This window comes from Pseudomonas putida (assembly GCF_001941965.1).
Taxonomy (GTDB): domain Bacteria; phylum Pseudomonadota; class Gammaproteobacteria; order Pseudomonadales; family Pseudomonadaceae; genus Aquipseudomonas; species Aquipseudomonas putida_L.
On sequence record NZ_MKZO01000079.1, the window covers coordinates 183,564 to 195,841 of the forward strand.

Annotated in this window: 8 protein-coding genes; all 8 read left to right on the plus strand. The window is 66.5% G+C overall.

The features are described from left to right. The first annotated feature begins 77 nt into the window (after positions 1 to 77). Positions 78 to 1,733 (plus strand): AMP-binding protein, encoded by a 1,656-nt coding sequence (locus PSEMO_RS32060; RefSeq protein ID WP_075806869.1) that lies wholly within the window; start codon positions 78 to 80, stop codon positions 1,731 to 1,733. Positions 1,734 to 1,745: 12 nt separating this feature from the next. Then, on the plus strand, positions 1,746 to 2,513 hold the full coding sequence (locus tag PSEMO_RS32065; RefSeq protein ID WP_075806870.1) for an SDR family NAD(P)-dependent oxidoreductase: 768 nt from the start codon (positions 1,746 to 1,748) through the stop codon (positions 2,511 to 2,513). Positions 2,514 to 2,523: 10 nt separating this feature from the next. After that, positions 2,524 to 3,711, plus strand: a complete 1,188-nt coding sequence (locus PSEMO_RS32070; RefSeq protein WP_075806871.1) for an acetyl-CoA C-acyltransferase — start codon at positions 2,524 to 2,526, stop codon at positions 3,709 to 3,711. Between the two features lie 8 nt (positions 3,712 to 3,719). Continuing rightward, positions 3,720 to 4,847, plus strand: a complete 1,128-nt coding sequence (locus PSEMO_RS32075) for an acyl-CoA dehydrogenase (protein ID WP_075806872.1) — start codon at positions 3,720 to 3,722, stop codon at positions 4,845 to 4,847. Positions 4,848 to 4,859: 12 nt separating this feature from the next. Next, positions 4,860 to 5,633 carry an enoyl-CoA hydratase gene (locus PSEMO_RS32080; RefSeq protein WP_075806873.1) on the plus strand — a complete coding sequence of 258 codons (774 nt, stop codon included), beginning with the start codon at positions 4,860 to 4,862 and terminating at the stop codon, positions 5,631 to 5,633. Between the two features lie 178 nt (positions 5,634 to 5,811). Next, positions 5,812 to 10,365, plus strand: coding sequence for a dermonecrotic toxin domain-containing protein (locus tag PSEMO_RS32085; protein WP_144443664.1), 4,554 nt, complete (start codon positions 5,812 to 5,814; stop codon positions 10,363 to 10,365). A 168-nt stretch (positions 10,366 to 10,533) separates the two neighbouring features. Continuing rightward, a complete protein-coding gene (gene exaC, locus PSEMO_RS32090; protein WP_075806875.1) occupies positions 10,534 to 12,054 on the plus strand; it encodes an acetaldehyde dehydrogenase ExaC in 1,521 nt (506 codons plus the stop codon). 108 nt (positions 12,055 to 12,162) lie between these two features. Beyond that, positions 12,163 to 12,234: a pyrroloquinoline quinone precursor peptide PqqA gene (pqqA, locus tag PSEMO_RS32095; protein ID WP_009394664.1), complete on the plus strand. Its 72-nt coding sequence runs from the start codon at positions 12,163 to 12,165 to the stop codon at positions 12,232 to 12,234. The last annotated feature ends 44 nt before the right edge of the window (positions 12,235 to 12,278 follow it).

The window sequence follows — 12,278 nt, forward strand, 5'->3', positions numbered from 1 at the left end:
TGCCGCGCCGCCGCACCGGGGGGACTATTTCCAGACCTTCGAATTCCTTCCAAAAATAACAACGGGGAGTCTGGCGAATGCGTGAGTACAGCGCGGCGGCACGTTCTTTCAACTACCAGCAGGCGGCCGGGGCAGCCCTGGCCGGCGACCTCGACGGGCTCAACGCCTGTGTCGAGTGCTGCGACCGGCATGCCGACGGCGAGGCCATCGCCCTGTACTGCGAAGGCCGTGACGGCCAGGGCGCCAGCTACCGTTTCAGTGAACTGCGCGAGCGTGCTGCGCGTTTTGCCAATGTCCTCAAGGCGCAAGGGGTCGGCCCCGGTGACCGGGTCGCCGGCCTGCTGCCGCGGACCGTCGAACTGCTGGTCACGGTGTTCGCCACCTGGCGTCTCGGTGCGGTCTACCAGCCACTGTTCACCGCCTTCGGGCCCAAGGCCATCGAGCATCGCCTGCATGCCTCGGGGGCCAAGGTGGTAGTCACCGAGCCGAACAACCGGGCCAAGCTGGATGAGGTCGAGCAGTGTCCGACCATCGTCTGCGTGAATGCCGGCGCAAGCAGCGGTGACCTGGATTTCCACCGTGAATCGGGTCTTGCCGCCGCCGTCTGCGAGCCGCTGCTGTTGCCCGGCGATGCGCCCTTCCTGCTGATGTTCACCTCCGGCACCACCGGCCCGGCCAAGCCGCTGGAAGTGCCGCTGCGCGCCATCGTCGCCTTCCAGGGCTATATGCGCGACGCCATCGACCTGCGCCCGGACGATGCTTTCTGGAACCTCGCCGACCCGGGCTGGGCCTACGGCCTGTACTACGCCGTGACCGGGCCGCTGTCCCTGGGCCATGCCACGACCTTTTTCGACGGGTCGTTCAGTGTCGAAAGCACCTGCCGGGTGATCGACAAGTACCGCATCACCAACCTGGCCGGATCGCCCACCGCCTATCGCATGCTGATCGCTGCCGGGCAGGCATTCTCCGCACCGATCAAGGGCCGCCTGCGGGTGGTCAGCAGCGCCGGCGAGCCGCTCAACCCGGAAGTGATCCGCTGGTTCCGCGATGAGCTGGAGGTGACCATCCACGACCATTACGGCCAGACCGAACTGGGCATGGTCCTGTGCAACCACCATGGTCTGGAGCACCCGGTGCACCTGGGTTCCGCAGGTTACGCCATTCCCGGCCATCGCATCGTCGTGCTGGGCGAGCAGCACGAGGAGCTGCCTGCCGGCCAGCCGGGCATCCTCGCCGTGGACCGCGAGCAATCGCCGCTGTGCTGGTTCGGTGGCTATCACGGGCTGCCGACCAGATCCTTCGTCGGCAAGTACTACCTCAGTGGCGACACCGTCGAGCTGAACCCGGACGGCAGCATCAGCTTCGTCGGGCGCAGCGACGATGTAATCACTACCTCGGGCTACCGCGTCGGGCCCTTCGATGTGGAAAGCGCACTGATCGAGCACCCGGCGGTGATCGAGGCGGCGGTGATCGGCAAGCCCGATCCGGAGCGCACCGAGCTGATCAAGGCCTTCGTGGTCCTCGGCGCCGGCCAGCAGGGCAGTGAAGAGCTGGCGGAAACCCTGCGCCAGCACGTGCGCAAGCGCCTGTATGCCCACGCCTACCCCCGTGAAATCGAATTCGTCAGCGAGCTGCCCAAGACCCCGAGCGGCAAGCTGCAGCGTTTCATCCTGCGCAACCAGGAAATCGCCCTTCAACAAGCGGCGCAAGAAGCCCACAAGGCCAGCGCCTGAGGAAAACCAAGCATGCACATCGCCAATCACAACTTCATCGTCACCGGCGCAGCCTCCGGGCTGGGTGCCGCCACCGCAGAAATGCTCATCCAGGCCGGTGCCCGGGTGATGCTGGTGGATCTCAATGCCGAGGCCGTCGCGGCCAAGGCCGCCAGCCTCGGCGAGCAGGCCCGCCATGCCGTCGCCGATATCAGCCAGGAAGCAGCGGCCAAGGCCGCAGTGGACGCGGCCGTCGCCGCCTTCGGCAGCCTGCACGGCCTGGTCAACTGCGCCGGGATCGTCGGCGCCGAGAAAGTCCTGGGGCGTAACGGTCCCCACGGCCTGGACAGCTTCGCCCGGGTGATCAACGTCAACCTGATCGGCAGCTTCAACATGCTGCGCCTGGCGGCTGCGGCAATGGCCGAAGGGGCGGCCTCGGAGGAGGGCGAGCGCGGGGTGATCATCAATACCGCGTCCATCGCCGCCTTCGACGGCCAGATCGGCCAGGCCGCCTATGCCGCGTCCAAGGGCGCGATTGCCAGCCTGACCCTGCCCGCCGCCCGTGAACTGGCGCGCTTCGGCATCCGCGTGATGACCATCGCCCCGGGCATTTTCGAAACCCCGATGATGGCCGGCATGACCGAGGAGGTCCGCGCTTCGCTGTCCGCCGGAGTGCCGTTCCCGCCACGCCTGGGCCGCCCGAGCGAATACGCCGCGCTGGCCCGCCACATCATCGAGAACAGCATGCTCAACGGCGAGACCATCCGTCTCGACGGCGCGCTGCGCATGGCTGCGAAATAAGGAGACGACCATGAACCACGATCCGATCGTTATCGTCAGCGCCGTGCGCACCCCGATGGGCGGCCTGCAGGGCGACCTCAAGAGCCTGACCGCGCCACAACTGGGCGCTGCGGCGATCCGCGCTGCCGTCGAGCGCGCTGGCATCCAGCCCGGCAGTGTCGAGCAGGTGCTGTTCGGTTGCGTGCTGCCTGCCGGCCTCGGCCAGGCGCCGGCGCGCCAGGCAGCACTGGGCGCCGGCCTGGACAAAGGCACCACCTGCACGACCCTGAACAAGATGTGCGGCTCCGGCATGCAGGCGGCGATCATGGCCCATGACCTGCTGCTGGCCGGCAGTGCCGAGGTGGTCGTCGCGGGCGGCATGGAAAGCATGTCCAACGCCCCGTACCTGCTGGACAAGGCCCGTAGCGGCTACCGCATGGGGCATGGAAAGATCATTGACCACATGTTCTTCGACGGTCTTGAAGACGCCTACGACAAGGGCCGCCTGATGGGCACCTTCGCCGAGGACTGCGCCCAGGCCAACGACTTCAGCCGCCAGGCCCAGGACGACTTCGCCATCGCTTCCCTGACCCGCGCCCAGCAGGCGATCAAGGACGGCAGCTTCGCCGCCGAGATCGTTCCGGTCGAGGTGATGGTCGGCAAGGACAAGGTGCTGGTCCGCGACGACGAGCAACCGCCCAAGGCACGCCTGGACAAGATCCCGCAGCTCAAGCCGGCCTTCCGCGACGGCGGCACGGTGACCGCCGCCAACTCCAGCTCGATATCCGATGGCGCCGCGGCGCTGGTGCTGATGCGCCGCTCCCGTGCCGAGCAGCAGGGCCTCAAGCCACTGGCTGTGATCCACGGTCACGCGGCCTTCGCCGATACCCCGGCGCTGTTCCCCACCGCGCCGATCGGTGCCATCAAGCAACTGCTGGAGCGTACCGGCTGGAGCCTCGGCGAGGTCGATCTGTTCGAGATCAACGAAGCCTTTGCCGTCGTCACCCTGGCGGCCATGAAAGCGCTGGAACTGCCCCACGACAAGGTCAACGTCCACGGTGGTGCCTGCGCCCTCGGCCACCCGATCGGCGCGTCTGGCGCGCGGATCCTGGTCACCCTGCTGTCCGCCCTGCGCCAGAAGAAGCTGCGCCGTGGCGTGGCGGCGATCTGCATTGGCGGTGGCGAGGCCACGGCCATGGCTGTCGAAATTCTGGACTGAGGTGCAGCATGCTGGTTAACGACGAGCAACAACAGATCGCCGATGCCGCCCGGCAGTTCGCCCAGGAGCGCCTGCGGCCGTTCGCCGAGGCCTGGAGCCGCGAGCATCGCTTCCCCAGGGAGGCCATGGCCGAGATGGCCGACATGGGCTTCTTCGGCATGCTGGTGCCGGAGCAGTGGGGCGGTTGCGACACCGGCTACCTGGCCTATGCCATGGCCCTGGAGGAAGTGGCCGCCGGTGACGGCGCCTGTTCCACCATCATGAGCGTGCACAACTCGGTGGGCTGCGTGCCGATCCTCAAGTTCGGCAACGAGCAGCAGAAGGAGCAGTTCCTCACCCCGCTGGCGTCGGGCGCCATGCTCGGTGCCTTCGCCCTCACCGAACCCCAGGCGGGCTCCGACGCCAGCAGCCTGAAGACCCGCGCCCGCCGCGACGGCGAGCACTATGTGCTCAACGGCTGCAAGCAGTTCATCACCTCCGGCAGCAATGCCGGGCTGGTGATCGTGTTTGCCGTCACCGACCCGGCGGCGGGCAAGCGCGGTATCACCGCCTTCCTGGTGCCCACCGACAGTCCTGGCTACCAGGTGGCGCGGGTTGAGGACAAGCTTGGCCAGCACGCTTCGGACACCTGCCAGATCGTCTTCGATGAGGTGCGCGTGCCGCTGGCCAACCGCCTGGGCGAGGAGGGCGAGGGTTACAAGATCGCCCTGGCCAATCTGGAAGGCGGGCGCATCGGCATCGCTGCGCAATCGGTGGGCATGGCCCGTGCCGCGTTCGAGGTGGCCCGGGACTATGCCCGCGAGCGCGAGAGCTTCGGCAAGCCGTTGATCGAGCACCAGGCCGTGGCGTTCCGCCTGGCCGACATGGCCACCCGGATTGCCGTGGCGCGGCAGATGGTCCATCACGCGGCGGCCCTGCGTGATGCCGGCCGGCCTGCCTTGGTCGAGGCGTCCATGGCCAAGCTTTTCGCCTCGGAAATGGCCGAAAAGGTCTGTTCGGATGCCTTGCAGACCCTCGGCGGATATGGCTATCTGAGCGACTTTCCGCTGGAGCGGATCTACCGCGATGTGCGGGTCTGCCAGATCTACGAAGGCACCAGCGACATTCAGCGCATGGTGATTGCGCGCAATCTTTGAAGGGAGCAGCTCATGACATTCGAAACCATCCTCGTCGAAACCCGTGGCAAGGTCGGCCTGATCACCCTGAACCGGCCCCAGGCGCTGAACGCCCTGAACCGCCAGATCATCGGCGAACTGAACCAGGCGCTGGACGCCTATGAGGCCGATATCAATATCGGCTGCATCGTCCTCACCGGTTCGGCCAAGGCCTTTGCGGCTGGCGCGGACATCAAGGAAATGGCCGAGCTGAGCTACCCGCAGATCTATATCGACGACCTGTTCAGCGACAGTGACCGCGTGGCCAACCGGCGCAAGCCGATCATCGCCGCGGTGTCCGGTTTTGCCCTGGGTGGCGGTTGCGAGCTGGCGCTGATGTGCGACTTCATCCTTGCGGCGGACAACGCCAAGTTTGGCCAGCCCGAGATCAACCTCGGCGTATTGCCGGGCATGGGCGGCACCCAGCGCCTGACCCGTGCGGTGGGCAAGGCCAAGGCCATGGAACTGTGCCTGACCGGCCGTTTGATGGGCGCCGAGGAAGCCGAGCGTGCCGGCGTGGTGGCGCGGATCGTGCCCCAGGCCGAGCTGCTCGATGAAGCGCTGAAGGTAGCGGCGGTGATCGCCAGCAAGTCGGTGCCGGTGTCGATGATGGTCAAGGAATCGGTGAACCGCGCGTTCGAAGTCAGCCTCTCGGAAGGTGTGCGCTTCGAGCGCCGGGTGTTCCACGCGGCGTTCGCTACCGAAGACCAGAAGGAAGGCATGGCGGCGTTCATTGCCAAGCGTGAGGCGCAGTTCAAGGACCGTTGACAGCCGACCCACCGCGGTCCCTGTTGGAGCTGGTTTACCTGCGATGGACAGCTTCGCGGTCCATCGCAGGTAAACCAGCTCCAACAGGGTTTCGTGACGCTCTTGAGAAAGATGTACCGCCAGCCTCTGACCTGCGGGGATTGAAATCTCGCTTCCATCATTTCAAGGAAGCGCACACATGACCCCAACCCCTTCACCTCTCGGCCAACTGGCCCTGAACTCTCCCCTTTGCGGCCCCATCGCCCAGCGTTTCGCCCGGCGTCCCTCATTGCGTGACGTGGCCTGGTGCCTGATCTTCGAGCAATCCTACCTGCGTGGCCTCAGCGAGCCTGACCCCTCGGCGCTCCTGCTGTACCGCACCGATGCCCGGGGCCAGCAGCATGTCGAGGACCTGGCCGACGTGCTGATCGAATGCTTCTGCAGCGGCGACGGGCTCAGCCTCGACGCCGACAGCGATTACCTGAGCTTCTACAAGGGCGCGGAGACCCCGTTCCGCAGCAAGGTCACGGTGGCCGATATCCAGGCGCTGATCAACGAAAGCGCGCGCTACCTGCTGTCCACCTACCAGCAGGCGCTGTACGAGTACTGGAACTTCAGCCGCGACGGCGAGGGCAGCCCGCTGTTGTGGATGGCCGGTCATCTGCAGCAGCAATGCCGCGAAGTGGTCGACGAACTGTTCCGCAACGGTGGCCTGGACAGCCTGGAAGCGGCGACCGCGCGGACCATCATCAACTTCCCGCGGGCCCAGGACCGGGCGCTGCTGCATAACCTGGTCGAGGTCAAGGTCAGCCTGCTGGCCCAGGCCCTGTGCGTCGAGCAGGGTCTGGATCCGGAGCTGGCCAGCGCGATCCTGCTGGAACGCGAGGTGGGCCAGTTGCAACGCAAGATGGCCCTGGTCTTCAGCCTGAGCGGGGCGATCTATCGCTTCGAATCGCGCACGGCCCTGCGCGGGTCACTGGTCAATCGTTGCCCGGACAGAAACGGACCGCAGGTCTTGCACCAGTACACCGCGCCGGGTTCGGTGTTCGTTTCCCAGGCCATGCTGTTGCGCGAGCAGCAGCAGGACCTGGTCGCGGCCCTGGCGCGCCTGCCGCTGTTGCCGGGGATGAGCGCCGGCCAGAGCCTGCAACTGCGCCTGGACGAGGCCAGCGCGCTGCTGGGCATTTGCCAGGCCAACCAGCGCGAGATGCGCCAGCGCTTCCGGCTGCAGTTGCCGGACTGGCTGAGCAAGGCCAGCGAGGAGCAGCGTCGTGATTACGCCGGTCGCCTGATGCGCATGGCGCAGTTGCAGCGGGAGGGCGAGGCGCGGTCTTTCCTCGATGGCGTGCCCGATGCCTTCGACTTCGCCCGGCAGCAACTGCACAGTGCCATGCGCAGCGACCATCCCCATGACCCGTTGCCGGACCTGGACGACCTGGAACTGATCAACAGGCAGGTGACCGGCGTCGCGGGTGGCAGCGGCGGCAGCGTGGTGCCCCAGGGTGAGGAGAAGATCGTGCGCCTGACGCCGATGCAATTCGCCCTGGCCAACCTGGCGGTGCTGCAGGCCGGCACCGTGAGCCTGCGCAGCCTCAGCGGTGCGCAGTTGCCGGACTGGCTGACGGTGGACTACCTCAAGGCCCTGGTTACGCGCCTGGACGTGGGCGCTCACTATCCGGCGTTGCTGCAGCGCATGCTGCTGGACGATGCCACTGAGCGCGGCCCGCGCCAGCAGCGCTTCATCCAGCAGATCTGCGAGCAGATGCCGTTGCTGGCCCTGGAAACCCGCCTGCGCGCCCCGGCGTCCTTCAGTGCACAGAGCGTGTTGCGGGTGGACAGCCTGTTTCGCCCGGAACTGCAGTCCGGGGTGGCGGTGGCCCTGCGGCCGCTGGCGTTCATCGCCCGTTCCGGTGCCGCGCCGGATGTCGCCGGCAACGCCTGGTTGATCGAAGCACCGACGATCGGCGAGGGCCCCTGCCTGCTGTATCGCCCCTTGCACCGCGAGCCGCTGCACGAGTACGCCAGCCGCGCGGCATTCTTCAAGGCCCTGTGCGCCCCGGGAGCCTTGCAGGACGACATCCTCGAGCGCCTGCCGGCGGCGCGCCAGTCGATCTACGCCCATGGCGGCTTCGCCGAGCCGCATATCGTGCGTTTCTTCCCCGGCGACGAATTCTCCATGATCAGCGTCCCGGCGCTGGCCAAGCTGGGCGAGGCGACGCTGCAAGGCAATGTGCCGGAACAGCTGTACCAGTCCTGTGCCCAGGAGCTGATCGCCCGGGCCCGACGGGAAACCCTGTCCACCAGCGAGAGCCGCTGGCTGGGTTACCAGGAACTGGGCTGGCTGATGCTCAACACCATCCTCCCGTTCTTCAATGGCCCGCTGGTCAAGGCGGCCTGGATGCTGCCGCTGTTTTCCAGCTTGCGCGCAGTGCTGGCCGAGGACAAGGGTGCCGGCCAGCCCGGTGACCTGCAGCAATTGCTGCTGAGCCTGGCCCTGTTGCTGCTGCCGGAAAGCGAACCCAGCCTGCCCCGGGACAGCACGGCAACGCCGGAAGGCGACAGCGAGGCGGTGCGCATCGAACCGAGCAAGACCGACCTGCCGCAAGCGCCCCGCTGGTCGCGCTTCGGCTGGGGCAGCACCGACCTCACCGTGGCCCAGCGCGAGGCCCTGGGCGGTTTTCGCAGTGAGATCAGCGTGGATGAACTCGGCACGCCGATGGGGCCGGGGCTTTATTACGGGCTGTACCAATACCAGAAACAGTGGCTGGGGCTGATCGATGGGGTGATCTACCCCGTGTCCTTCACCGACGATGGCCCGCGCCTGATCGATGCCGCTGGCAAGCTCGGGCCCTGGGTGCGCAGCGATGCCGGTGGCCACTGGCGTCTGGATTTCGGCCTGCGCCTGCGCGGCGGCATGCCGGCCAACCGGCGTATTGCGCAACTGCGCGAGAGCAACCGCCTGCGCGTTGTCCAGTTGGAGGCCAGCCACGAACGCCTGCTCGGGCAACGGGTCAGCCTGTCGGAGCAGGTCCAGGCGGACCTGGACGAAGCGGCGCGCCAGCAGTATCCGACCAAGGAGCACCTGCAGACCTATCACGAGCACCTCGGGCAACTGGACGCCGTGCTGGTGGCCTTCGACGACAACCTGTGCCAGTTGCAGCAGCTCAAGCCCCATCCCGAGTTCAAGCGCATGCACGCGCGCAACCTCTATGACCGCGCCGGTACCCAGGCGCAACTGGCCTATGTCCTGCACGCCCGGTTCAGCGACAACCACGCGATCATGCGCGAGATGCGCCCGGCCAGTTCGCCCCAGGAAGAGCAATCGCCGGAACATGTGGCCAAGCTCCAGCGCATGATGGAGGCGTGCCGCAAGTCCCAGGAAGAAGTCGATGGCATCATCGCCTGCCATGCGGTGATCGCCGATATGCGCAAGCAATTGCGTGACATCCTCCCCGGCGGGCCGCCACTGGCGGACAAGACCCTCGAGCTGCTGACCACCGAGCCGAGCCTGCTGGCCTGGCGGTCGGTGGACCTGAGCCTGCGCGCCGCGACCATTCTCGATATCGAGAAGAGCAGCGATTACAAGGTGCTCTACCGTGCGTTGCTGGCGGCGCGGACCGGCCTGAGCATGCGTGATGCCTTGGATGTGAAGGGCTCCTTCAGCGAGGCCGAGGAAGTGGAAGTGCTCGACAGCGTGGTCAGTCGCCTTCGCCGTGCCCTCGATACCGCGCGGCTGTACCAGGCCATGCCGCGTGGCCCGGGTGGCACGGACCTGCTCCAGGTGTTCATCGACAGCCTGGAAAACCTGCACCGCGAGGCCCAGGAGGAACTGGCCGCGCGCCTGCAACTGCTGCCGGGGCGCAGCGATGCGGCGCCCCGGCCGACGCCGGGCAAGCGCAAGCAGGTGCTGATCCGCACCCGCAACCGCGGCGTGGTGGTCGGCTCGCGGCGCAAGGCCGAGGGCGGTCGTCCGGAATCCGTGGTGGTGGTCGATCCCATCGACAACAGTGAACTGGACCGCTACGAGGAAACGTCCGAGCCTGGGGTCTGGCAGCCGGTCAGCGAAGCCCGCGGCGACGCGCTGGCGCCGACCCCGGCCAGCCTGGCCACGCTGATCAAGCGTTCGACGCCGTTGCTGAACAATGCCGAGCGCAGGATTGCCAAGGTCCGCAGCCAGGCGAAGACGGCCACGGTGGGGGCCGATATCGAGGACATCCTGATCCAGGAAGCCCGGCCCCTGGATGCACTGGTCCAGCAAATCCAGGAAGCGCTGACCCGGGAAAACGCCACCGATGACTCGGTCGACGGGGTCGATGCGGCCCGCCAGTCGGCGGCGCTGACCGCCAAGGCGCAACTGATGCGTGACGAGGGCCGGCGCTTGCGGATCGAGATCCTCAAGAAGCAGGCGCCGACGGTGGGGCAGGTGGCCTGGTTGCTGGAACAGAAGGAAATCGGCATTGCCCGGGAGGGCGAGCGGGTCGCGCTGGCCAGGCGCAAGGGCTTGCCCCAGGACTACCTGCAGGAGTTCGTGATCAGCGACAAGGACGGCGCGCCGCTGTGGTACGCGCATTTCCACTATGCCAGTGCCGATGCCCAGGTCGCCGACTTCACCGCCGCGCACCTGAAGACCCGCGAGCAGCGTTATGACCGGGGGCCGCAGGTGGTGGCGTCGGCGAGCAACCAGGCGATCATCGAGGTGTATCGCAGCCGGATCGACAAGACCAGTGCGCAGAAGCTGTTCCTGAGCCTGTAGTGCTGGCGCGACGCGCTCCCACAGGGACCGCGTCGCGCCTTCTTTTCCTACGACCAAATAACTAGCCCATCCCTGCCAAGGGCTGATTCGTTGCCTCGCCGCGGCTGACTAAGATCCAGTCACTGCCCGTCAACCACGGCGGGCGCCGCTCAGCAGAGGCCCTGAACCATGATCTACGCAGCTCCCGGCAGCCCGGATGCCATCGTTTCCTTCAAACCGCGCTACGGCAACTACATCGGCGGCGAGTTCGTCCAGCCGCTGAGCGGCCAGTACTTCAGCAACACCTCGCCGGTCAACGGCCAGCCCATCGCCGAATTCCCCCGCTCCAACGCCCAGGACGTCGACAAGGCCCTGGACGCCGCCCATGCCGCCGCCGACGCCTGGGGCCGCACCTCGGTCCAGGACCGCTCCAACATCCTGCTGAAGATCGCCGACCGCATCGAACAGAACCTCGAAGTGCTGGCCCTGGCCGAGACCTGGGACAACGGCAAGGCGATCCGCGAAACCCTCAACGCCGACGTGCCGCTCGCCGCCGACCATTTCCGCTACTTCGCCGGCTGCATCCGCGCCCAGGAAGGCAGCGCCGCCGAGATCAACGACAACACCGCCGCCTATCACTTCCACGAGCCGCTGGGCGTGGTCGGGCAGATCATCCCGTGGAACTTCCCGCTGCTGATGGCCGCCTGGAAACTCGCCCCGGCCCTGGCCGCCGGCAACTGCATCGTGCTCAAGCCGGCCGAGCAGACTCCGCTGTCGATCACCGTGTTCATCGAGCTGGTCGGCGACCTGCTGCCGCCAGGCGTGCTGAACATCGTCCAGGGCTTCGGCCGGGAAGCCGGCGAGGCCCTGGCCACCAGCAAGCGCATCGCCAAGATCGCCTTCACCGGCTCGACCCCGGTGGGCTCGCACATCATGAAATGCGCCGCGGAGAACATCATTCCGTCCACCGTGGAGCTGGGCGGCAAGTCGCCGAACATCTTTTTCGAAGACATCATGCAGGCCGAGCCGTCGTTCATCGAGAAGGCTGCCGAAGGCCTGGTCCTGGCCTTCTTCAACCAGGGCGAAGTGTGCACCTGCCCGTCCCGCGCCCTGGTCCAGGAATCCATCTACCCGCAGTTCATGCAGGAGGTGCTGAAGAAGGTCCGGCAGATCAAGCGCGGCAACCCGCTGGACACCGAAACCATGGTCGGCGCCCAGGCGTCCGAGCAGCAATACGACAAGATCCTTTCCTACCTGCAGATCGCCCGCGACGAAGGCGCCGAGATCCTCACCGGGGGCAACGCCGAGCAACTGGCCGGCGACCTGTCCAGCGGCTATTACATCCAGCCGACCCTGCTCAAGGGCCACAACGGCATGCGCGTGTTCCAGGAAGAGATCTTCGGCCCGGTGGTCGGCGTCACCACCTTCAAGGACGAAGCCGAAGCCCTGGCCATCGCCAACGACACCGAGTTCGGCCTGGGGGCCGGCGTGTGGACCCGCGACATCAACCGCGCCTACCGCATGGGCCGCGGGATCAAGGCCGGCCGCGTGTGGACCAACTGCTACCACCTGTACCCGGCCCATGCCGCGTTCGGTGGCTACAAGAAATCCGGTGTCGGTCGCGAGACCCACAAGATGATGCTCGACCACTACCAGCAGACCAAGAACCTGCTGGTCAGCTACGACATCAACCCGCTGGGCTTCTTCTGATTGCCCGGATGACGCTGGAAAACGCTGCCAAAGTAGTATTCGACCCGCACCGGAAACGGTGTATCACTAACGCACCGCCAACCTGCGGTGCCAGAAGAGGATGGACCTATGTGGAAAAAGCCTGCGTTCACTGATCTGCGTATCGGTTTCGAAGTGACCATGTACTTCGCCAACCGTTGATCCTCCTGGCGCCGGCCGGTTGTTCCGACGGCTGGCGCCGCCTT